The 24,239-nt window shown below is 65.1% G+C and carries 14 protein-coding genes; 12 read left to right on the top strand and 2 right to left on the bottom strand.

Features of this window, described 5'->3' with window-relative positions:
- Positions 1-216 precede the first annotated feature (216 nt).
- The 11 genes from rpoB to katG all read left to right on the top strand — a co-directional run bounded on the left by rpoB (position 217) and on the right by katG (position 18,972).
- Positions 217-4,353 carry a DNA-directed RNA polymerase subunit beta gene (gene rpoB / locus KNW02_RS05425; protein WP_216032258.1) on the top strand — a complete coding sequence of 1,379 codons (4,137 nt, stop codon included), beginning with the start codon at positions 217-219 and terminating at the stop codon, positions 4,351-4,353.
- A gap of 2 nt (positions 4,354-4,355) precedes the next feature.
- Entirely contained in the window at positions 4,356-4,664 is a 309-nt protein-coding gene (locus KNW02_RS05420) for a hypothetical protein (RefSeq protein WP_216032257.1), read from the top strand.
- A complete protein-coding gene (rpoC, locus tag KNW02_RS05415; RefSeq protein ID WP_216032256.1) occupies positions 4,661-8,902 on the top strand; it encodes a DNA-directed RNA polymerase subunit beta' in 4,242 nt (1,413 codons plus the stop codon). The genes KNW02_RS05420 and rpoC overlap by 4 nt, the downstream gene beginning before the upstream one ends.
- 138 nt (positions 8,903-9,040) lie before the next feature.
- Positions 9,041-9,877, top strand: a complete 837-nt coding sequence (locus KNW02_RS05410; protein WP_216032255.1) for a glycosyltransferase — start codon at positions 9,041-9,043, stop codon at positions 9,875-9,877.
- A gap of 66 nt (positions 9,878-9,943) precedes the next feature.
- A complete protein-coding gene (locus KNW02_RS05405) occupies positions 9,944-10,879 on the top strand; it encodes a DMT family transporter (RefSeq protein WP_216032254.1) in 936 nt (311 codons plus the stop codon).
- The gene (locus KNW02_RS05400) at positions 10,879-11,694 is read left to right on the top strand and encodes a glycosyltransferase (RefSeq protein WP_216032253.1); all 816 of its coding nucleotides are present in this window, start codon (positions 10,879-10,881) and stop codon (positions 11,692-11,694) included. The genes KNW02_RS05405 and KNW02_RS05400 overlap by 1 nt, the downstream gene beginning before the upstream one ends.
- A gap of 256 nt (positions 11,695-11,950) precedes the next feature.
- Positions 11,951-12,322 (top strand): 30S ribosomal protein S12, encoded by a 372-nt coding sequence (rpsL, locus tag KNW02_RS05395; RefSeq protein WP_022705687.1) that lies wholly within the window; start codon positions 11,951-11,953, stop codon positions 12,320-12,322.
- Between the two features lie 12 nt (positions 12,323-12,334).
- Positions 12,335-12,805, top strand: a complete 471-nt coding sequence (gene rpsG / locus KNW02_RS05390) for a 30S ribosomal protein S7 (protein ID WP_216032252.1) — start codon at positions 12,335-12,337, stop codon at positions 12,803-12,805.
- Between the two features lie 18 nt (positions 12,806-12,823).
- The gene (gene fusA / locus KNW02_RS05385; RefSeq protein ID WP_216032251.1) at positions 12,824-14,947 is read left to right on the top strand and encodes an elongation factor G; all 2,124 of its coding nucleotides are present in this window, start codon (positions 12,824-12,826) and stop codon (positions 14,945-14,947) included.
- Positions 14,948-15,033: 86 nt separating this feature from the next.
- A complete protein-coding gene (gene tuf, locus KNW02_RS05380; protein WP_216032250.1) occupies positions 15,034-16,209 on the top strand; it encodes an elongation factor Tu in 1,176 nt (391 codons plus the stop codon).
- 591 nt (positions 16,210-16,800) lie between these two features.
- Positions 16,801-18,972, top strand: coding sequence for a catalase/peroxidase HPI (gene katG, locus KNW02_RS05375; RefSeq protein WP_216032249.1), 2,172 nt, complete (start codon positions 16,801-16,803; stop codon positions 18,970-18,972).
- A 121-nt stretch (positions 18,973-19,093) separates the two neighbouring features.
- Here katG and KNW02_RS05370 read toward each other — a convergent pair whose 3' ends face one another.
- Both KNW02_RS05370 and KNW02_RS05365 read right to left on the bottom strand, forming a co-directional pair.
- Positions 19,094-19,471 carry a DUF488 domain-containing protein gene (locus KNW02_RS05370; protein WP_216032248.1) on the bottom strand — a complete coding sequence of 126 codons (378 nt, stop codon included), beginning with the start codon at positions 19,469-19,471 and terminating at the stop codon, positions 19,094-19,096.
- A 19-nt stretch (positions 19,472-19,490) separates the two neighbouring features.
- Positions 19,491-22,124, bottom strand: coding sequence for an HAD-IC family P-type ATPase (locus KNW02_RS05365; RefSeq protein ID WP_216032247.1), 2,634 nt, complete (start codon positions 22,122-22,124; stop codon positions 19,491-19,493).
- Positions 22,125-22,343: 219 nt separating this feature from the next.
- On the opposite strand from KNW02_RS05365, the gene KNW02_RS05360 reads away from it, so the two are divergent.
- Positions 22,344-24,221, top strand: coding sequence for a PHA/PHB synthase family protein (locus tag KNW02_RS05360; protein WP_252733465.1), 1,878 nt, complete (start codon positions 22,344-22,346; stop codon positions 24,219-24,221).
- Positions 24,222-24,239 lie beyond the last annotated feature (18 nt).

The raw sequence follows: 24,239 nt of genomic DNA, 5'->3' as shown, positions 1-24,239 counted from the left end.
CAGGGTCCGGGCTTTCCCGGTCCCTGCCGAACCTGTCTTGAAGGGCGGTTTGGGCCGAAACCCGTGCCAGACCTTCCTTCAGGGCATGTTCGAGGTTCGGGAGTTGCGCGGTGGGACGTGCGACACGAATGGAACCTCACCCCTGCATTCGTAGGCCGCGCTCCGGGGGCCCCCGACCCGGTGCGCGCGCGCGAAGACGAAAGGTGACAAGACCCCATGGCGCAAGCTTATGTCGGCCAGAAACGCATCCGGCGTTACTATGGAAATATCCGCGAAGTCCTGGAGATGCCGAACCTGATCGAGGTTCAGAAATCCTCCTACGACCTGTTCCTGAATTCCGGTGAGGGCAGCGGCCATCACGACGGCGAAGGTATCCAGGGTGTTTTCCAGTCGGTCTTCCCGATCAAGGATTTCAACGAGACCGCGACGCTGGAATTCGTGAAATACGAGCTGGAAAAGCCGAAATACGACGTCGACGAATGCCAGCAGCGCGACATGACCTATGCCGCGCCGCTGAAGGTGACGCTGCGTCTGATCGTATTCGATGTCGATGAACATACCGGCGCCAAATCGGTCAAGGACATCAAGGAACAGGACGTCTTCATGGGCGACATGCCCCTGATGACCCTGAACGGCACCTTCATCGTGAACGGAACCGAGCGGGTGGTGGTGTCGCAGATGCACCGCAGCCCCGGCGTGTTCTTCGACCATGACCGCGGCAAGACGCACAGCTCGGGCAAGCTTCTGTTCGCCTGCCGGATCATTCCCTATCGCGGCTCGTGGCTGGACTTCGAGTTCGACGCCAAGGATCTGGTCTTCGCGCGCATCGACCGCCGCCGGAAGCTGCCGGTGACGACGCTGCTCTATGCGCTCGGCATGGATCAGGAGGGCATCATGGATGCCTTCTACGACACCGTCGATTACCGTCTGGAAAAGGGCAAGGGCTGGGTCACCCGCTTCTTCCCCGAACGTGTGCGCGGCACCCGCCCCAGCTATGACCTGGTCAATGCCGAGACCGGCGAGGTCATCACCAAGGCCGGCGAGAAGGTCACCCCGCGCCTGGTCAAGAAGCTGCTGGATTCGGGCGAGCAGGTGAACCTGCTGGTCCCGTTCGAGCGGATCATCGGCCGTTTCGTCGCCAAGGACATCATCAACGAGGAAACCGGCCTGATCTATGCCGAGGCCGGCGATGAGATCACCGCTGAATACGACAAGGAGGGCCAGCTGAACGGCGGCCTTCTGAAGGTGCTGCTGGACAATGACGTGACCGATATCCCGGTCCTCGACATCGATCATGTCAATGTCGGTCCCTATATCCGCAACACCATGGCCGCGGACAAGAACATGAACCGCGACGGCGCGCTGATGGACATCTATCGCGTCATGCGCCCGGGCGAGCCGCCCACCGTCGAGGCCGCCAGCGCGCTGTTCGACAGCCTGTTCTTCGACAGCGAGCGTTACGACCTCTCGGCCGTCGGCCGGGTCAAGATGAACATGCGTCTTGATCTGGATGCGCCGGACACGCAGCGGACCCTGCGCCACGCGGATATCGTGGCCTGTGTGCGCGGGCTGGTGGAACTGCGCGACGGCAAGGGCGAGATCGACGATATCGACCATCTGGGCAACCGGCGCGTCCGCTCGGTCGGCGAGCTGATGGAAAACCAGTATCGGGTCGGCCTGCTGCGGATGGAACGCGCGATCCGCGAACGCATGTCCGGGGTCGAGATCGACACCGTCATGCCGCAGGACCTGATCAACGCCAAGCCGGCGGCGGCTGCGGTGCGTGAATTCTTCGGCTCGTCGCAGCTGTCGCAGTTCATGGACCAGACCAACCCGCTTTCCGAGGTGACGCACAAGCGCCGCCTGTCGGCCCTCGGGCCGGGCGGTCTGACCCGCGAACGCGCCGGCTTCGAGGTCCGCGACGTGCACCCGACCCATTACGGCCGGATGTGCCCGATCGAGACGCCGGAAGGCCAGAACATCGGTCTGATCAACAGCCTCGCGACCTTTGCCCGCGTGAACAAATACGGCTTCATCGAAACCCCCTATCGCAAGGTGATCGAGGGCAAGGTGACCGACGACGTGGTCTACATGTCCGCGACCGAGGAGATGCGCCACACCGTCGCGCAGGCCAATGCGCAGCTGGACGAGGAGGGCCGTTTCGTCAACGAACTGGTCAGCACCCGTCAGGCGGGCGATTTCATGCTGAACCCGGTCGATGCCGTCGATCTGATTGACGTCTCGCCCAAGCAGCTGGTTTCGGTCGCGGCCGCGCTGATCCCCTTCCTTGAAAACGACGACGCCAACCGCGCGCTAATGGGCTCGAACATGCAGCGTCAGGCCGTCCCGCTTCTGCGGGCCGAGGCGCCCTTCGTCGGCACCGGCATGGAGGCCATCGTGGCCCGCGATTCCGGCGCCGCCATCATGGCGCGTCGCGGCGGGGTCATCGACCAGGTCGACGCGCAGCGGATCGTTGTCCGCGCGACCGAGAACCTGGGCGCCGGTGATGCCGGCGTGGACATCTATCGTCTGCGCAAGTTCAAGCGTTCGAACCAGTCCTCGACCATCAACCAGCGTCCGCTGGTCAAGGTGGGCGAGCGGGTCGTGGGCGGTCAGGTCATCGCCGACGGTCCCTCGACCGATCAGGGCGAACTGGCCATCGGCCGCAACGTGGTCGTCGCCTTCATGCCCTGGAACGGCTATAACTACGAGGACTCGATCCTGATCTCCGAGCGGATCCACCGCGACGACGTGTTCACCTCGATCCATATCGACGAATACGAAGTGGCCGCGCGCGACACCAAGCTTGGGCCCGAGGAAATCACCCGCGACATCCCGAACGTGGGCGAAGAGGCGCTGCGCAATCTCGACGAGGCCGGCATCGTCTATATCGGTGCCGAGGTCGGCCCGGGCGACATTCTGGTGGGCAAGATCACCCCAAAGGGCGAAAGCCCGATGACGCCGGAAGAAAAGCTGCTGCGCGCCATCTTCGGTGAAAAGGCAAGCGATGTGCGCGACACCTCGCTGCGCCTGCCGCCGGGGGCTTACGGCACCATCGTCGAGGTCCGGGTGTTCAACCGCCATGGCGTCGACAAGGACGAACGCGCCCTGCAGATCGAGCGCGAGGAAGTCGAGCGTCTGGCGCGCGACCGCGACGACGAGCAGGCGATCCTTGACCGCAACATCTATGCGCGTCTGAAATCGCTGATCCTCGGCAAGGTCGCGGTGAAGGGTCCGAAGGGCGTCAAGGCGCATTCGGACATCACCGAGGATCTGCTGGGCACGCTGAGCCGTGGCCAGTGGTGGCAGCTTGCCGTCGGCGAGGAAGAGATCGCCAAGGAAGTCGAGGCGCTGAACCAGCAATACGACAACCAGAAGAAGGCGCTGGAAGCCCGCTTCGAGGACAAGGTCGAGAAGGTCCGTCAGGGCGACGACCTGCCGCCGGGCGTGATGAAGATGGTCAAGGTCTTCGTCGCCGTGAAGCGCAAGCTGCAGGCGGGCGACAAGATGGCCGGCCGTCACGGCAACAAGGGCGTTGTCTCCAAGGTCGTGCCGATGGAAGACATGCCGTTCCTTGCCGACGGCACGCCGGTCGATCTGGTGCTGAACCCGCTGGGCGTGCCCTCGCGCATGAACGTCGGCCAGATCCTTGAGACCCATATGGGCTGGGCCTCGCGCGGCCTTGGCATCCGCATCGACGAGGCGCTGGAGGATTATCGCCGCAATGGCGACATGACCCCGGTGCGCGAGGCGATGAAGATCGGCTATGGCGACGACATGTATGCCGAGACGTTCGGCGGCATGGAGGACGGCCTGCTGGTCGAACATGCCAATGCCGTGCGCGCGGGCGTGCCGATCGCCACGCCGGTCTTCGACGGTGCCAAGGAAGCCGATGTGAACGACGCGCTGACCCGCGCGGGCTTTGACACGTCGGGCCAGTCCATCGTCTTCGACGGCCGCACCGGCGATCAGTTCGCGCGTCCCGTCACCGTCGGCATGAAGTACATCCTGAAGCTGCACCATCTGGTCGATGACAAGATGCATGCCCGCTCGACCGGTCCCTACAGCCTCGTGACCCAGCAGCCGCTGGGCGGCAAGGCGCAGTTCGGTGGCCAGCGTCTGGGTGAGATGGAGGTCTGGGCGCTGGAAGCCTATGGCGCCGCCTATACCCTGCAGGAAATGCTGACGGTCAAGTCGGACGACGTGGCCGGCCGGACCAAGGTCTATGAAAGCATCGTCAAGGGTGACGACAATTTCGAGGCCGGCGTTCCGGAAAGCTTCAACGTGCTGGTCAAGGAGGTCCGGGGTCTGGGCCTCAACATGGAACTCCTGGATGCGGAGGAAGAGGAATAAGCATGGGCGTTGCCATCCGACATTCGGCGGTTCTGGCGCTTGCGGCCCTCGCGGGTTGCGGCGTGCAGATCGCCCGGATCGAGGATGGCAATTCGCGTCGTGAAAAGGGGTTCGAGTTTGTCGCAACGACATTCAACTATTCCAATAACGACGCCCTGCCCGCGAACAGGATGCTCCGGGCAGCCGCGAAGTACTGTCGGCTGTCTCACCCCAACGCCCGCGAAACCATCCCGAATAGTGGAGCCTACGGCGTCCACGGCACCTGGATGATGGATTTCGCCTGCCCCGCGCCTGAAAAGGACAAGAAATGAACCAGGAACTCGCCACCAATCCCCTGAACCCGCTGGCCCCGCCGCGGCAGTTCGATGAAATCAAGATCTCGCTGGCCTCGCCGGAAGAAATTCTGGCCTGGTCCTTCGGTGAGGTGAAGAAACCCGAAACCATCAACTACCGCACCTTCAAGCCCGAGCGTGACGGGTTGTTCTGCGCGCGCATCTTCGGTCCGATCAAGGATTACGAATGCCTCTGCGGCAAATACAAGCGGATGAAGTATCGCGGCCTCGTCTGCGAGAAATGCGGCGTCGAGGTGACGCTGCAGAAGGTTCGCCGTGAACGCATGGGCCATATCGAACTGGCCGCGCCCGTCGCCCATATCTGGTTCCTGAAGTCGCTGCCCTCGCGCATCGGTCTGATGCTGGACATGACGCTGCGCGATCTGGAACGGATCCTGTATTTCGAGAACTACGTCGTCATCGAGCCGGGTCTGACCGATCTGACCTATGGCCAGTTGCTGAGCGAAGAGGAATATCTTGACGCTCAGGACAATTTCGGCGCCGATGCGTTCAGCGCCGATATCGGCGCCGAGGCGATCCGCGCCATGCTGGCCAATATCGACCTTGCCGCGACCGCCGAGCAGCTGCGCGAGGATCTGAAGGAAGCCACGGGCGAGTTGAAGCCGAAGAAGATCATCAAGCGGCTGAAGATCGTCGAGAGCTTCCTCGAATCCGGCAACCGCCCGGAATGGATGGTGCTGACCGTGATCCCGGTCATCCCGCCGGAACTGCGCCCGCTGGTGCCGCTGGATGGTGGCCGTTTCGCGACTTCGGACCTGAACGACCTCTATCGCCGGGTGATCAACCGCAACAACCGCCTCAAGCGGCTGATCGAGCTGCGCGCGCCCGACATCATCGTGCGCAACGAAAAGCGGATGTTGCAGGAATCGGTCGATGCGCTGTTCGACAACGGTCGTCGTGGCCGGGTCATCACCGGCAACAACCGTCGGCCGCTGAAATCGCTCAGCGACATGCTGAAAGGCAAGCAGGGCCGGTTCCGTCAGAACCTCCTGGGCAAGCGCGTGGACTTCTCGGGCCGCTCGGTCATCGTGACCGGGCCGGAACTGAAGCTGCATCAATGCGGGCTGCCGAAGAAGATGGCGCTCGAGCTGTTCAAGCCGTTCATCTATTCGCGGCTTGAGGCGAAGGGCCTGTCCTCGACCGTCAAGCAGGCGAAGAAGCTGGTCGAGAAGGAACGCCCCGAGGTATGGGACATCCTCGACGAGGTGATCCGCGAGCATCCGGTTCTGTTGAACCGCGCACCGACGCTGCACCGTCTGGGCATCCAGGCCTTCGAGCCGATCCTGATCGAGGGCAAGGCGATCCAGCTGCACCCGCTGGTCTGCTCGGCCTTCAACGCCGATTTCGACGGCGACCAGATGGCCGTTCACGTCCCCCTCTCGCTGGAAGCCCAGCTTGAGGCGCGCGTGCTGATGATGTCCACGAACAACGTGCTGTCGCCCGCCAACGGCGCGCCGATCATCGTGCCGTCGCAGGACATGGTTCTGGGCCTTTATTACGTCTCGATGATGCGCGACGGCATGAAGGGCGAGGGCATGGCCTTCACCAATATCGACGAGGTCGAGCACGCCCTGACCGCCGGCGAGGTGCATCTGCACGCCAAGATCACCGCGCGGATCCGCCAGATCGACGAGAACGGGCAGGAGGTCGTGCAGCGCTTCGAGACCACGCCGGGCCGGGTCCGGCTGGGCGCGCTGCTGCCGATGAACGCCAAGGCTCCGTTCGAGCTGGTCAACCGGCTGCTGCGCAAGAAGGACGTGCAGCACGTCATCGACACCGTCTACCGCTACTGCGGTCAGAAAGAGTCGGTGATCTTCTGCGACCAGATCATGGGCCTGGGCTTCCGCGAGGCGTTCCGCGCCGGCATCAGCTTCGGCAAGAACGACATGGTGATCCCCGACAACAAATGGGACATCGTCGGCGAAGTGCAGGAGCAGGTGAAAGAGTTCGAACAGCAGTATCTGGACGGCCTCATCACCCAGGGCGAGAAATACAACAAGGTCGTGGACGCCTGGTCGAAATGCAACGACCGGGTCACCGAGGCGATGATGTCCACGATCTCGGCCAAGAAGCAGGACGAGAACGGTGCCGAGATGGAACCGAACTCGGTCTACATGATGGCGCATTCCGGTGCGCGCGGTTCGACCAACCAGATGAAGCAACTGGGCGGCATGCGCGGGTTGATGGCCAAGCCGAATGGCGAGATCATCGAGACGCCGATCATCTCGAACTTCAAGGAAGGTCTGACCGTTCTTGAATACTTCAACTCGACCCACGGCGCGCGGAAGGGTCTGTCCGACACGGCGCTGAAGACGGCGAACTCGGGCTACCTGACCCGCCGTCTGGTGGACGTGGCGCAGGACTGCATCATCCGCGAGCATGATTGCGGCACCGATCAGGCGATCACTGCCTCGGCCGCCGTCAATGACGGCGAGGTCATCGCGCCCCTGTCCGAGCGGGTGCTGGGCAGGACCGCGGCCGAGGATGTGCTGGTTCCGGGCAGCGACGAGATCATCATCCGCACGGGCGAGCTGATCGACGAACGCAAGGCCGACGCCATCGAGCAGGCGGGGGTGCAGTCGGTGCGCATCCGCTCGGCCCTGACCTGCGAAAGCGAGGACGGGGTCTGCGCGCTGTGCTATGGCCGCGACCTGGCGCGCGGCACGCTGGTCAATATCGGCGAGGCGGTGGGCATCATCGCCGCCCAGTCGATCGGTGAGCCGGGCACGCAGCTGACCATGCGGACCTTCCACATCGGCGGCATCGCGCAGGGTGGGCAGCAGTCCTTCCAGGCGGCGTCCCATGAGGGCACGGTGCAGTTCCGCAACGACAGCGTGCTGGCCAACGCGAATGGCGAGCAGGTGGTCATCTCGCGCAACATGCAGCTTCTGATCCTCGATGAGCAGGGCAGTGAGCGCGCCAGCCACAAGCTGTTCTACGGCTCGAAGCTGTTCGTGAAGGAAGGCGATCGGGTGGTTCGCGGCGCCAAGCTGTACGAATGGGATCCCTATACCCTGCCGATCATCGCCGAAAAGGGCGGTGTGGCCAAGTTCGTCGACCTGCTGTCGGGCATCTCGGTGCGCGACGAGACCGACGATGCGACCGGCATGACCCAGAAGATCGTGACCGACTGGCGTTCCGCGCCGCGCGGCAACGACCTGAAGCCCGAGATCCTGATCCTGGGCGAGGATGGCGAGCCGGTCCGCAACGAGCAGGGCAACCCGGTTACCTATCCGATGTCGGTGGATGCGATCCTGTCGATCGAGGACGGGCAGGAAATCCGTCCGGGCGACGTGGTGGCGCGGATCCCGCGCGAGGGTGCCAAGACCAAGGACATCACCGGGGGTCTGCCCCGCGTGGCGGAACTGTTCGAGGCCCGTCGCCCCAAGGATCACGCCATCATCGCCGAGATCGACGGCTATGTGCGCTTTGGCAAGGACTACAAGAACAAGCGCCGCATCAGCATCGAGCCCAGCGAGGAAGGTCACGACGCCGTCGAATACATGGTGCCGAAAGGCAAGCACATCCCGGTGCAGGAAGGCGACTTCGTGCAGAAGGGTGACTATATCATGGACGGCAACCCGGCGCCGCACGACATCCTGCGCATCATGGGGATCGAGGCCCTGGCCGATTACCTGATCGACGAGGTGCAGGACGTCTACCGGCTGCAGGGCGTGAAGATCAACGACAAGCATATCGAGGTGATCGTCCGCCAGATGCTGCAGAAGATCGAGATCATCGACAGCGGTGACACGACGCTTCTGAGGGGCGAGCATGTCGAGCGCGACGAGTTCGATGAAGAGAACGCCAAGGTCGAAGCCAAGGGCGGCCGTCCGGCCACGGGCGAGCCGGTGCTTCTGGGCATCACCAAGGCCAGCCTGCAGACCCGCAGCTTCATCTCGGCCGCCTCGTTCCAGGAAACGACCCGCGTGCTGACCGAGGCCGCCGTTCAGGGCAAGCGCGACAAGCTGGTCGGGCTGAAAGAGAACGTCATCGTCGGCCGGTTGATCCCGGCGGGCACGGGCGGAGCTACCGCCCGCGTGCGCCGCATCGCCTCCGAGCGCGACAATGAGGTGATCGAGGCCCGCCGCGCCGAAGCCGAAGCCGCGGCAGCGCTGGCCGCGCCGCAGGCGTCGGATGTCTTCAGCATGGCCGCGACGCCCGAGACCAGCGAGACCGGCATGGCCGAGGAGTGATCCCCGGCAAGGCTGAACCGACCGAAGGGCCCGGCCATGCGCCGGGCCCTTCTTCATTGGGGGGCCGCCTGGCCGGGCAACCTCTTGGAAATATCTGAATGCGACAGTACAGATCTGCGTGGCTTTTGGGGGGCGTCGATGCGGATACAGGTGTTGGGGCTTTGCCGGTTCTCGATGCTGGTCGAGAACGCCTTCCAGACGACCGGCAGCGATCTGCAACGGAACCGCGAGATCCTCTATGATCCGCGGCGGCTGGATCAGCGCCTGCGCTATTTCGAGAATCTGTGCCTGTCGACGCTGCTGTGGCAGACCGACCCGGATTTCACCCTGATCCTCGCGACCTCGGACGATCTGCCGCAGCCCTGGCTGGACCGGCTGCGCGCCATTGCCGAGGCGGTGCCGCAAATCCGGCTGGAACAGGTCGCCCCCGGCAAGCATGGCCAGATCTGCCAGCGGCTTCTGGAACGGCATACCGAACCCGGTGCCGATGTCGTGGCGCAGTTCCGCATGGATGACGACGATGCCGTGGCCTGCGATTACGTTGCCCGGCTGCGTTCGGATCACCGCCTGATCGCGCCGCTGATGGCCGAGGCCGGCCGCGTCGCGGTCGATTACAGCCATGGCCTGTCCATGCATCACGCGGCCGGGGGCGGGTTCACCTTTCACGGCGTGCGGGCGCGGATGTGGGTGCCGGCACTGGCCATGTATTTTCAGGGCAGCAGCCCCGGTTCGATCATGAACTACCGCCATGACCGGATCTGGCAGATGCTGACCAGCATCAACCTGCCCGCGCCGATCATGTGGATCCGCAGTTTCCACGCCAGCAATGACAGCCCCGACCAGCCCCGGCTGGGGCGCGAGCTGTACGAGATCGACCAGACGCAACTGGACAAGGTGATGTGGAACCGCTTTCGGCTTGACCCGCGCGAACTGACCGGGGCGCTGACCGCGCCCGAGGGCGTCGGGGCGCCATAGGTGTTGGCCATGCTTGTCAACGCGGTGCGGGCGACCTAACGCTTGCGGGCGAGAAGGGTTTTCCACATGCGCGCGCCTCTGCTTTCGCCCCTGCGCCGGGTCAGTCCGGCATCGATCACGGCCCAGCCGCACGGCCCGGGCGACAACCTGCGGGGCGCGGGTTTCATGACGCTGTCGATGCTGGGCTTTGGCTGCAACGACGCGGCGATGAAATTCGTCATGCAGGAGATGCCGCTGTATCAGGCCATCACCCTGCGCGGTCTGGTGGTTCTGGTCGCGATCTGGCTGCTGGCGCTGCGCGAGGGCGGGCTGCGCCTGCGGCTTTCGCCGCCGGCACGCCGGCCGATGGCGCTGCGGGTGCTGGGCGAGGTGGGATCGACGGTGCTGTTCCTGAACGCGTTGCAGGTGATCGCGATCGGTGATCTGTCGGCGGTGATGCAGTCGCTGCCGCTGGTGGTGATGCTGGGCGCTGCGCTGTTTTTCGGTGAGACATTGGGCTGGCGCCGGACCAGCGCCGTCGTCGTCGGCCTGCTGGGCGTGATGATCATCCTGCGGCCGGGCAGCGGCACCTTCGGGATCTGGTCGCTGGTGGCACTCGGGGCGGTTCTGCTGATTGCCCTGCGCGATCTGGTGACACGGAATTTCGGCCGCGAGGTCAGTTCGGCGACGATTGCCTTCTATGCGGCGGCGGCGGTGACCGGGATGGGGCTGATCGGCAGCCTGTGGCAGGGCTGGGTGATGCCCAGCCCGATGCAACTGGCCCTGATCCTGCTGGCCGGCGGTTTCCTGACCATCGGCTATGTCAGTGCCGTCACCGCCATGCGGGTGGGCGAGATCTCCTATGTCGCGCCATTCCGCTATGCCTCGCTGATCGTGGCGATCCTTGCCGGGCTGCTGGTCTTTGGCGAATGGCCGGATTTCTGGACCTGGCTCGGCTCGGGGCTGGTCGTCGGGGCCGGGGTCTATGTGATCTGGCGCGAGGCGCAACTGGGGAGGCGCTGATGCGTGTGCAGATGCTGGGGCTGTGCCGGTTTTCCTATGTCGGCCTGCGCGGCTTTCAGATCGATCATGCCAGCTATGAGGAACGTCGGGCCCTGCTTTACGATCCCGCCCGTCTGCGCCGCCGCTGGCTGTGGTTCAGCGAGGTGGCGCTGCCGGCATGGCGCGCGCAGACCGATCCCGATTTCACGCTGGTGGTGATGACCGGCCCCGACCTGCCGGAACCCTGGCTGTCGCGGCTCAAGGCACTGAGCGCCGAGATCCCGCAGTTGCGGCTGGCTCTGGTGCCGCCGATGAAATGGCATCTGCCGGCCTGCCGTGCGGCCATCGCGCCCCATGTCGATCCCCGCGCCGATGTGATCGGGCATTTTCGCCATGACGACGACGATGCCGTAGCCATCGACTATATCGCCTCCGCCCGCGCCGATTTCGGCCATGTCGAGGCGCTGTGGCGGGCCGAGGGCCGGCTGGCGCTGGATCATTCGCGCGGCCTGATGCTGCGCTTGCAGGAGGGTGGTGTTCAGCTGACGCCGCGCATCTGCCACAATATGGGCGTCGCCCTGACGGTCTTTCTGCGCCCCGAGGCGCAGGAGAGCGCGCTGAACTATGATCATTCGAAGATCGGGTTGTGGATGCCGGGCGTGGCGATCACCCGGCCGTTGATGTTCATCCGGTCGATCCATGCCGACAGCGACTCGGGCTCGATGGGGCAGGGGGTGCCCTGGCCGGTCGAACCCGCCGAACTGGACGACCTGCTTTGGCAGCGTTTCCGCCTGCGCCGCGAGGGGTTGGAGCAACTGGGCCGGGCCCTCGCCTGACCCTTTCGCGACGGGGCGGTCTTGTTGACACACCCGGCGATTCCCCATATACGCCGCACACCCGACGGTCAGCCGTTCCGGGCCCAGAACCTATTTTGGTCACGATCCGGGAATATCCCCGATCCTCTGGAAAGTTCCCGTCCACCCCGCTAAGGGACCGGACGGGTTTGGCGTTTTGCGATTCGCGCAAGGCGCCGTCGAGAAGTGGTGCAGCCTGTCGGCTGCGAGTATTGACGAAAGCAAGACGGGGAACCGAATGCCGACGATTCAACAGCTGATCCGCAAACCGCGGCAGCCCAAGGTGCAGCGCAGCAAATCGCAGCACCTGCAAGGATGCCCGCAGAAGCGCGGCGTCTGCACGCGCGTCTATACCACGACGCCGAAGAAACCGAACTCCGCCATGCGGAAGGTCGCCAAGGTGCGCCTGACGAATGGCTTCGAGGTCATCTCCTACATCCCGGGCGAAAAGCACAACCTCCAGGAACACAGCGTCGTGCTGATCCGTGGCGGTCGTGTGAAAGACCTTCCGGGTGTCCGTTACCACATCCTGCGCGGTGTGCTGGATACCCAGGGCGTCAAGGATCGTCGCCAGCGTCGTTCGAAATACGGCGCCAAGCGTCCGAAGTAAGGAGAGGCATCAATGTCCCGTCGTCACGCCGCTGAAAAGCGCGAAGTCCTGCCCGACGCCAAATACGGCGATCGCGTGCTGACCAAATTCATGAACAACCTGATGGTTGACGGCAAGAAATCGGTTGCCGAGCGGATCGTCTACAACGCGCTGGACCGCGTCGAGAGCCGCCTCAAGCGCGAGCCGATCGAGGTCTTCCACGAAGCCCTCGACAACGTGAAGCCCTCGGTCGAGGTGCGTTCGCGCCGCGTCGGCGGTGCCACCTATCAGGTTCCGGTCGAGGTTCGCCCGACCCGCCGCGAGGCGCTGGCTATCCGCTGGCTGATCACCGCGGCCAAGAACCGCAACGAGCACACCATGGAAGAGCGCCTTGCAGGCGAGCTGGCCGATGCCGTGAACGGCCGCGGCACCGCCGTCAAGAAGCGTGAAGACACGCACAAGATGGCCGACGCCAACAAGGCGTTCAGCCACTATCGCTGGTAATCGGAAGGAAGGCCCCTAATGGCACGCGAATACCCGCTGACGCGCTATCGCAACTTTGGCATCATGGCCCATATCGATGCCGGCAAGACCACGATGACCGAGCGCATCCTGTTCTACACCGGCAAGAACCACAAGATCGGCGAGACCCATGACGGCGCCTCGACGATGGACTGGATGGAGCAGGAAGCCGAGCGCGGCATCACCATCACCTCGGCCGCGACCACGACCTTCTGGCAGCGCCAGGAGGATCCGAGCGCGGAAGGCACGTCCGACACGAAGTTCCGCTTCAACATCATCGACACGCCGGGCCACGTCGACTTCACCATCGAGGTCGAGCGTTCGCTGGCGGTGCTGGATGGTGCGGTCGCGCTGCTGGACGGGAACGCGGGCGTCGAGCCGCAGACCGAAACGGTGTGGCGCCAGGCCGACCGTTACAAGGTGCCGCGGCTGGTCTTCGTCAACAAGATGGACAAGATCGGGGCCGATTTCTTCAACTGCGTGAAGATGATCAAGGACCGCACCGGCGGCACGCCCTGCCCGGTCGCCCTGCCGATCGGCGCCGAGGACAAGCTGGAAGGCATCATCGACCTGATCACCATGGAAGAATGGGTCTGGACCGGTGAGGATCTGGGTGCGAACTGGGTTCGCCAGCCGATCCGTGCCGAGCTGCAGGATCTGGCCGACGAATGGCGCAACAACATGATCGAGCTTGCCGTCGAGCAGGACGATGACGCCATGGAAGCCTATCTGGAAGGCAACGAGCCCGACGCGGACACGCTGCGCAAGCTGATCCGCAAGGGCTGCCTGTCCATGTCCTTCTTCCCGATGCTGGCCGGCTCGGCGTTCAAGAACAAGGGCGTGCAGCCGCTTCTGAACGCGGTGATCGACTTCCTGCCCGGTCCGCAGGACGTGCCGACGCTGATGGGCTTCTCGCCCGATGACGACGCGGAAGAGCGCAACATCCCGCGCAATGCGGATGATGCCGAACCGTTCTCGGCGCTGGCCTTCAAGATCATGAACGACCCCTTCGTCGGCTCGCTGACCTTCACGCGGATCTATTCGGGTGCGCTGAAGAAGGGCGACCAGATGCTCAACTCGACCAAGGGTCGGCGCGAGCGTGTGGGCCGGATGATGCTGATGCATGCCGTCAACCGCGAAGAGATCGAGGAAGCATTCGCCGGCGACATCATCGCGCTGGCCGGTCTGAAAGACACCACCACGGGTGACACGCTGTGCGATCCGTCGAAGCCGGTGGTTCTGGAAACCATGACCTTCCCCGAGCCGGTGATCGAGATCGCCGTCGAGCCGAAGTCGAAAGCCGACCAGGAAAAGATGGGCCTGGCCCTTCAGCGCCTGTCGGCCGAAGATCCGTCCTTCCGCGTCGAAACCGACATCGAGTCGGGCCAGACCATCATGAAGGGCATGGGCGAACTTCACCTCGACATCCTCGTTGACCGCATGAAGCGCGAGTTCAAGGTCGAGGCGAATATCGGCGCCCCGCAGGTGGCCTACCGCGAGACCATCTCGAACGAGGCCGAGATCGACTACACGCACAAGAAACAGACCGGCGGTACCGGCCAGTTCGCGCGTGTCAAGCTGGTCATCACGCCGACCGAGCCGGGCGAGGGTTACTCGTTCGAATCGAAGATCGTCGGTGGTGCGGTGCCGAAGGAATACGTTCCCGGCGTTGAGAAGGGCATCAAGTCGGTGATGGATTCCGGTCCGCTGGCCGGCTTCCCGGTGATCGACTTCAAGGTGGCGCTGATCGACGGTGCCTTCCACGACGTCGACTCCTCGGTCCTGGCCTTCGAGATCGCCGCCCGTGCCGGGATGCGCGAGGGCCTGAAGAAGGCCGGCGCCAAGCTGTTGGAACCGATCATGAAGGTCGAGGTGGTCACGCCCGAGGAATATACGGGCTCGATCATCGGTGACCTGACCAGCCGTCGCGGCATGGTCCGCGGTCAGGACACGCGCGGCAACGCCAATGTCATCGACGCCTTCGTGCCGCTGGCCAACATGTTCGGCTACATCAACAACCTGCGCTCGATGTCCTCGGGCCGCGCGGTGTTCACGATGCAGTTCGACCATTACGAAGCCGTGCCGCAGAACATCTCGGACGAGATCCAGAAGAAATACGCATAACGGCGGTGCGTGGGCGACCACGCACCCTACCACCCCCGTAGGGTGCGTGCCCGGCACGCACCGTCACAAGAAAAGAGGAGCCAATCATGGCAAAGGCAAAGTTTGAACGGACGAAACCGCACGTCAACATCGGGACGATCGGTCACGTTGACCACGGCAAGACGACGCTGACGGCTGCGATCACGAAATATTTCGGCGATTTCAAGGCCTATGACCAGATCGACGGTGCGCCCGAGGAAAAGGCGCGCGGGATCACCATCTCGACCGCGCATGTGGAATACGAATCCGACGCGCGCCATTACGCGCATGTCGACTGCCCGGGCCACGCCGACTACGTCAAGAACATGATCACCGGTGCGGCGCAGATGGACGGCGCGATCCTGGTGGTGAACGCCGCCGACGGCCCGATGCCGCAGACGCGCGAGCATATCCTGCTGGGTCGCCAGGTCGGCATCCCCTACATGGTCGTCTACCTGAACAAGGTCGACCAGGTGGATGACGAGGAACTGCTGGAACTGGTCGAGATGGAGGTGCGCGAGCTGCTGTCCAGCTACGACTATCCGGGCGACGACATTCCGATCGTCAAGGGCTCGGCGCTGGCGGCGATGGAAGGCCGCGACCCGGAAATCGGCGAAAGCTCGATCCGCGCGCTGATCGCCGCGGTCGACGAATACATCCCGACGCCCGAGCGCGCCGTGGACCAGCCGTTCCTGATGCCGATCGAGGACGTGTTCTCGATCTCGGGCCGCGGCACGGTCGTGACCGGCCGGGTCGAGCGTGGCGCGGTGAACGTCGGCGACGAACTGGAAATCGTCGGCATCCGCCCGACCAAGAAGACCACCTGCACCGGCGTCGAGATGTTCCGCAAGCTGCTGGATCGCGGGGAAGCCGGCGACAACATCGGCGCGCTGCTGCGCGGCGTGGAACGTGACGGCGTCGAGCGCGGTCAGGTCCTGTGCAAGCCGGGTTCGGTGAAGCCGCACACGAAGTTCGAGGCCGAGGCCTATATCCTGACCAAGGAAGAGGGCGGCCGCCACACGCCGTTCTTCGCGAACTACCGTCCGCAGTTCTACTTCCGCACCACGGACGTGACCGGGACGGTGAAGCTGCCCGAGGGCACCGAGATGGTGATGCCGGGTGACAACCTGAAGTTCGAGGTCGAACTGATCGCGCCGATCGCGATGGAAGAGAAGCTGCGCTTCGCCATCCGCGAAGGCGGCCGCACCGTCGGCGCCGGCGTCGTCGCAAAGATCATCGAGTGATGGCCGGGTGGCACCGGCGTCGGAATGCCGACGCGGGTGTTGCAGGTATCGACAGATGCGATCCAGGCTGCGCCTGAATGCGCAGCCTCGACAGAAGAAGCCCGTCCCGAAAGGGGCGGGCTTTTTTGCGCCCGGATCCTCTTGATCAGGGAGCTGCCGAAGGAAACCGACAGGCCGTGAGAGCTGGGCGCGGATAGGTCCCATTGCTGTCCCTTGATCAGCCTCTCTGGCTATTGCCCGGTCCGGTAACTCGCCTCCTTCACACGCTGCACCCTGCCTGCGGGCTTCGTCGCCAAGCCGTCCCGAAAGGGTGCGACGCTTTCCCCCGAAGCCTGTCACCGCAATTTTGGGGACCCCCGATATCGGCCAAGTGTGGGGGATCACTCACCCTTCAGACGGCTTTGTGCAGCATCGCCATGGCGCAGGCTGCTCGTCATCAGGTGAAGTTATTGTTTCAATCAGAATATATAACTTATCCATATTCACGGGCTTTGCTAGGCTTCCTTCAGTAGAGAATCTGCAGGGTTCCCGCCATCGGTCTCGGGTTCGGTGTCCGGGCCCTGCAGCCAGCCAACTGGAAGGAAGCTAGCAATGGACGGCAACGATATCCCGGCGGGCAAATGCCCGGTGATGCATGGCGGAAACACCGCCGCCAATGCCTCGGTCACCAGTTGGTGGCCCAATGCGCTGAACCTGGACATCCTGCATCAGCAGGACAGCAAGACCAACCCGATGGGCAAGGATTTCGACTATCGGGAAGAGCTGAAGACGCTGGATGTCGCCGCGCTGAAGGCCGATCTGCGGGCGCTGATGACCGACAGCCAGGAATGGTGGCCGGCCGACTGGGGCAGCTATGTCGGCATGTTCGCGCGGGTGGCCTGGCATGCGGCGGGCACCTACCGGCTGGCCGACGGTCGCGGTGGCGGCGGCACCGGTAACCAGCGTTTCGCGCCGCTGAACAGCTGGCCCGACAACGCCAATACCGACAAGGGCCGCCGTCTGCTGTGGCCGATCAAGAAGAAATACGGCAACAAGATCAGCTGGGCCGACCTGATCATCCTTGCCGGCACCATGGCCTATGAAGAGGCCGGCCTGAAAACCTTTGGCTTCGCCTTCGGCCGCGAGGATATCTGGCATCCCGAAAAGGACATCTACTGGGGCGCCGAGAAGGAATGGCTGGCCCCCAGCGACGGGCGCTATGGCGATGTCGCCAAGCCCGACACGATGGAAAACCCGCTGGCCGCCGTGCAGATGGGCCTGATCTATGTGAACCCGGAGGGCGTCAACGGCCAGCCGGACCCGCTGAAGACCGCCGCCCAGGTGCGCGAGACCTTCGCCCGCATGGCCATGAATGACGAGGAAACGGCGGCGCTAACCATCGGCGGCCACACCATCGGCAAATGCCACGGCAATGGCAGCGCCGGCGACCTGACCGCCGCCCCCGAGGGCGCCGATATCGAATATCAGGGGCTGGGCTGGGTGAATGCCAAGGGCCGCGGCATCGGCCGCAACACCGTGGTCAGCGGCATCGAGGGTGCCTGGACGACCCATCCGACGAAATGGGACCACAACTATCTGGAACTGCTGCTGGACTATGACTGGGAACTGAGGAAAAGCCCCGCTGGCGCCTGGCAGTGGGAGGCGGTCGATCTGGCCGAGGAACACATGCCGGTCGATGTCGAAGACCCCTCGAAGCGGATCAACCTGGTCATGACCGATGCCGACATGGCGCTGAAGATGGATCCGGACTTCCGCCGGATCGTCGATCGGTTCCGGCAGGATCCGGCGGTGCTGGACGATGCCTTCGCCCGCGCCTGGTTCAAGCTGACCCATCGCGACATGGGGCCGAAATCACGCTATATCGGCCCGGACGTGCCCGGCGAGGATCTGATCTGGCAGGATCCGGTTCCGGCCGGCAACACCTCCTACGATGTCGCGGCGGTGAAGGCGAAGATCGCCGCGGCCGGGTTGTCGCTGTCGGACATGGTGTCGACCGCCTGGGACAGCGCCCGGACCTATCGCGGCTCGGACATGCGCGGCGGCGCGAATGGCGCGCGCATCCGTCTGGCCCCGCAGAAGGACTGGCAGGGCAACGAGCCCGAGCGTCTGGCCCGCGTCCTGGCGGCGCTTGAGCCGATCGCGGCCGAGACGGGCGCTTCGGTCGCCGATGTGATCGTGCTGTCCGGCAATCTGGGGGTCGAGCAGGCGGCGAAGGCCGCGGGCTTCGACATCACGCTGCCCTTCGCGCCGGGCCGGGGCGACGCCACCGACGCGATGACCGACGCCAACTCCTTCGCCTCGCTGGAGCCGCTGGCCGACGGCTATCGCAACTGGGAGAAGACGGACTATGTCGTCAGCCCGGAAGAGATGATGCTGGACCGCACCCAGCTTCTGGGCCTGACCGCGCCCGAGATGGTGGTGCTGACGGGCGGCATGCGCGCCATGGGCACCAATCACGGCGGCACCAGGCATGGCGTCTTCACCGACCGCGAGGGTGCGCTGACGACCGATTTCTTCGTCAACCTGACCGACATGACCAACAGCTGGCATCCGGTCGGCGGCGGCCTGTATGAGATCCGCGACCGCAAGAGCGGCGCGGTCAAGTGGACGGCGACGCGGGTGGATCTGGTCTTCGGCTCGAACTCGATCCTGCGCGCCTATGCCGAACTCTACGGTCAGGACGACAATGCCGGGAAGTTCGTGCAGGATTTCGCGGCCGCCTGGACCAAGGTGATGAACGCGGATCGCTTCGATCTGGCGTGACCTGCCTGTTCCGGGCGCGCGCCCGGACAAGAACTGCAAAGACGCGGCCTGCCTTGGGGCGGGCCGCGTTTCTTGCTCCGGCAATGTCGGGCCGGATCGCGCGGACAAACCGGCTGCGGGTTCAGTCCCTGCCGAGACGGTCGCGCAGGTAGTCGCGCAACAGCACGGCCTGATTGTGTTCCCGGTCGGAGGCACCGTAAAGCAGCGTGACCGGCCCGCGCCGGCACCAGTCCAGCGCCGCCTCGACCGCCTCGGGCCGGGCATCCAGTTCGGCGGCATAGAGGCGGCGGAACTCCTCCCATTTCGCCGGATCGTGGCCGAACCATTTGCGCAGGGCCGTGCTGGGGGCGATGTCGCGCAGCCAGGCGTCCGGCTGCAGATCGGCCTTGCGGATGCCGCGCGGCCAGATCCGGTCGACCAGCAGCCGGACCCCGGCCTTCGTGTCGTCATCGGCGTCATAGACGCGGGCGATGCGGATATCCGGGGTGGTTGCTGTCATCTCCGCCGGGTCTCGATGGTCATTTCCGCATCTGCAGCCTGATCTGCTTTTCGGTTTCGATCAAGGCGAAGAAGGCCGCTCCGACCGCGACGATCAGCAACCCGTCGCCGGGCGAGATGGCCATGGTCCCGAACATGGCCTGCAGCGGGGCCAGGTAGGTGATGGCGAATTGCGCGACGATGATGGTGACGATGCTGGCCCAGACCGCGCGCGTGCCGCGCAGCGCACGCCAGGTCAGCGAGGTGCCGTGGATGTTGCGCACGAAGAACAGGTGGAACATCTCCAGCACGACCAGCGTGTTCATGGCCATGGTCTGCGTCAGTTCCAGGGGATAGCCGCGATCGGTCGCATAGGCGAAGACGCCATAGACCGCCGCCAGGAACAGGGCCGAGACCAGCACGACATGCCAGACCAGCCCCGGCGACAGGATCGGCGCATTGCGGTCGCGGGGCGGGCGGCTCATGGTGCCGGCCTCGGTCGGCTCGAAGGCCAGCGCGAGGCCCAGCGTGGCCGCGGTGATCAGGTTCAGCCACAGCAATTGGACCGCGGTGACCGGCAGGGCATGGCCCGCCAGCAGCGCCGCGATCACCGTCAGCGATTCGCCGGCATTGGTGGGCAGGGTCCAGGCGATGACCTTGCGCAGATTGTCGAAGACCGTGCGCCCCTCGCGCACCGCCGCCACGATCGAGGCGAAATTGTCGTCGGCCAGAACCAGATCGGCGGCCTCGCGGGCGGCGTCCGAGCCTTTTTGCCCCATGGCGATACCGGCATCGGCGCGCTTCAGCGCCGGGGCGTCGTTCACCCCGTCGCCGGTCATCGCCACGGTCAGCCCCCGCGCCTGCAAGGCGCGGACCAGCCGCAGCTTGTGTTCGGGGCTGGTGCGGGCAAAGACATCGGTGGCCATGACCGCGCGTTCCAGCCCGGCTTCGTCAAGATGGTCGAGATCGGCGCCCGTCAGGACCGGCTGGGGTCGTTCGAGGCCGATCATCGCGGCGATGGCTGCGGCGGTGCCGGCGTGATCGCCGGTGATCATCTTCACTTGGATGCCGGCGGCGCGGCATTCGGCCACCGCCGCCACCGCCTCGGCGCGCGGCGGGTCGATCAGGCCGACCAGCCCGAGGAAGCGCAGCCCGCCCTCAAGCGCGGCCGGGTCGATGCGATGCCCGGCGGGCACCATCTCGGCCAGTGCCAGAACCCGCTGCCCCCTGGCTGCCATCGCCTCGGCGCGGTGCAGCCAGTCGGCATGGTCCAGATCGCCGCACATCGGCAGCACCCGTTCCGGCGCGCCCTTGACATGCACGAGTTGCCTGCCCGCGCCCGAGCTGAGAACCGCCATGAAGCGGTGCCGGGAATCGAATGGGATGGCATCGCGGCGGGTCCAGCCGCTGGCGGGATCGGTGCCCAGCTTTGCCGCGAAGGCCAGAAGCGCCCCTTCCATCGGGTCGCCCTCGCAATGCCAGCAGCCCTCCTCGTGGCGCAGATGGGCGTCGTTGCACAGCGCCGCGGCCAGCCCCAGTGCCGCCAGATCGCCCTCGGGCGTGACCGCACCCTCGGGGGCGTAGCCCTCGCCGCCGATCCCGAACTGGCCAAGCGGGGTTTCGGCGGCGGCCACCATCATCTCGTTGCGGGTCAGGGTGCCGGTCTTGTCGGTGCAGATGACCGAGACCGAGCCGATGGTCTCGATCGCCGGCAGACGGCGGACGATGGCATGGCGCCGCGCCATGGCCTGCACGCCGATGGCCAGCGTGATCGTCATCACCGCCGGCAGGCCCTCGGGGATGGCGGCCACGGCCAGGCCGACGACGACCATCAGCATCTCGACGAAATCGTAATGCGCGACGTAATAGCCATAGGCCAGCAGCAGGGCCGAGACGATCAGGATCAGCAGCGACAGCCAGCGGCCGAACCGGTTCATCTGTTCGACCAGCGGTGTCGTCAGCACCTCGACCCCGGACAGCATCTGCCCGATGCGGCCGATCTCGGTTCCGCTGCCGGTGGCGGTGACCAGCCCGCGCGCGGTGCCCTGCGTGACCAGCGTGCCGGAATAGGCCATCGAGTGGCGGTCGCCCAGCGGCGCATCTGCGGGCGCGGGCGCCAGGTCCTTCTCGACCGGCACCGATTCCCCGGTCAGCGCCGCCTCCTGCACCGACAGGCCGTTGACCTCGATCAGCCGCAGATCGGCGGGAACCCGGTCGCCGGCCTCCAGCAGCACGATATCGCCCGGCACCAGGTCCGCGCCGTCGATACCAAGTCGCCGGCCGCCGCGGATCACCGTGGCATGGGGTGCCAGCATCCGGCGGATCGCCCCCATCGCCGCCTCGGCCCGGCCCTCCTGCAGAAAGCCGATCACCGCATTGGCCAGCACGACGGCCAGGATCACACCGGTATCGACCCAGTGCTGCAAGGCTGCGGTGATCGCGGCGGCAGCCAGCAGCACATGGATCAGCACATTGCTGAACTGGGCCAGAAACCGGCGCAAGGGACCGCGCGGGCGCGCCTCGGGCAGGCGGTTCGGGCCATGGCGCCGCAACCGCTCGGCGGCTTCGGCGGCCGTCAGGCCGCTGGCCGAACTGCCAAGCGCCGCGAGGCATTCCGCGGCGGGGCGGCTGTGGCTGCCATCGGTCTTCGATCCGCTGTCGTCCAAATCCGGCATGGCAATCCCGATTGCTGAGTCCGTGCCCGCCCGGAATGGTGGTGGGCTGCGTCGTGCCGCAGGTCTTTGCCGCGACGCAGCGAAAACTGTTACATCGGGGCGGGAATATGTCCAGCACCCGGGTCAATCCGCCCCGATATTGACCGGTATCAAGGCGGAAGTCCCGCACGATCCGGATACTGGAGCCGCCGCCGAATCGAACGAGACGGAAAACAGATCATGCCGACAGTCGATACAGATGTGGTCGCGACGCCGACCGACCCCGCCGCCAGCCCACGGGCCACCCGAAAGCGGGTCGGTCCGGCCGCCGCGCCCCAGGCCCCACGGATCACCACGCCGATGACGCCGCCGCCGCAGGCCCGCCCGGACGAGGGGCTGGGGCTCGAGGCGTTCCGGTCGCTGGACCGGATGTCCGAGGCGCTGATCGGTCAGGCCACCGGCGGGTTCTCGCCCGCGGCGGCGATGCTGGCCATGTCGGACTGGGCCGTGCATCTGGCGGCGTCGCCGGGCAAGCGGATGGAACTGGGCTACAAGGCCGCGCGCAAGAGCAGCCGGCTGATGGCGCATCTGCTGGCCTCGACCTTCGATCCCTCGGCGCCGCCGGCGATCCGGCCATTGAAAAGCGACTATCGTTTCACCCATGAAGGCTGGCAGAAGCCGCCCTTCTCGTGGCTGGCGCAGTCCTTCCTGATGCAGCAGCAATGGTGGCACAACGTCACCCATGAGGTGCCCGGCGTGAGCCGCCATAACACCGATGTCGTCTCGTTCGCGGCGCGGCAGATGCTGGACATGTTCTCGCCCTCGAACAATCCCTTCACCAATCCCGAGGTCATCGCCCGGACCATCCGCACCGGGGGCATGAACTTCTTTCATGGCTGGCAGAACTGGGTCGAGGATGTCTCGCGGCTGGTGACGGGTCAGCCGCCGGTCGGGGCCGAGGCCTTCCGTCCGGGCCGCGAACTGGCGGTGACGCCGGGCAAGGTGGTGTTCCGCAATCACCTGATCGAGTTGATCCAGTACGAACCCGCCACCGACAAGGTGCATCCCGAGCCGATCCTGATCGTGCCGGCCTGGATCATGAAATACTACATTCTCGACCTGTCGCCGGAAAACTCGCTGATCCGCTGGCTGGTCGGGCAGGGGCATACGGTCTTCGCCATCTCGTGGCGCAACCCCGATGCCGAGGACCGCGACCTGACCATGGATGATTATCGCAGCCTTGGGATCATGGCGGCGCTGGATGCGGTCTCGACCATCCTGCCCGACCGGCGCGTCCACGCGGCCGGCTATTGCCTGGGCGGCACGCTGCTGGCCATTGCCGCCGCTTCGGAGGCCTGCCATTCGCAACTGGCAACCGTGTCGCTGCTGGCCGCGCAGGTCGATTTCACCGAGCCGGGCGAACTGGCGCTGTTCATCGATTCCAGCCAGCTGCATTTCCTGCAAAGCATGATGTGGAACCGCGGCTATCTGTCGGCCGACCAGATGGGCGGGGCGTTCCAGTTGCTGAGGTCGAACGACCTGATCTGGTCGCGGATGGTGCATGACTATCTGATGGGCGAGCGGACGCCGATGATCGACCTGATGGCCTGGAATGCCGACAGCACGCGCATGCCCTACAGGATGCATTCCGAATACCTGCAGCGGCTCTATCTGGACAATGAACTGGCGACCGGCCGGTTCCTGGTCGAGGGCCGCCCGGCGGTGCTGCAGAACATCCGCGCGCCGATCTTCGCGGTGGGCACCGAACGCGATCACGTCGCGCCCTGGACCTCGGTCTACAAGATCCATCAGGTCACCGATACCGAGGTGACCTTCGTGCTGACCTCGGGCGGGCATAATGCCGGGATCGTCAGCGAACCGGGCCATCCGCGCCGCCATTTCCGCATCGGGACCTATCGGCTGGGCGACTGCCTGCCGATGGCCTGCGACTGGAAAGAGGCGCATGACCCGCAGCCGGGCTCGTGGTGGCTGGCCTGGAACGACTGGTTGCAGGATCACGACGGCGGCGAGATGGTCGATCCGCCCCGGATGGGCGCGCCCGAGAAGGGGCTGGCGCCGCTTTACGACGCGCCCGGCAGCTATGTGTTCCAGAAGTGACGGCGGAAAGGCGCGGCA

This window comes from Paracoccus marinaquae, from assembly GCF_018860165.1.
In the GTDB taxonomy this organism is placed as follows: domain Bacteria; phylum Pseudomonadota; class Alphaproteobacteria; order Rhodobacterales; family Rhodobacteraceae; genus Paracoccus; species Paracoccus marinaquae.
The sequence above is the reverse complement of the archived record's forward strand: the minus strand, read 5'-3'. Positions and strand labels throughout refer to the sequence as shown.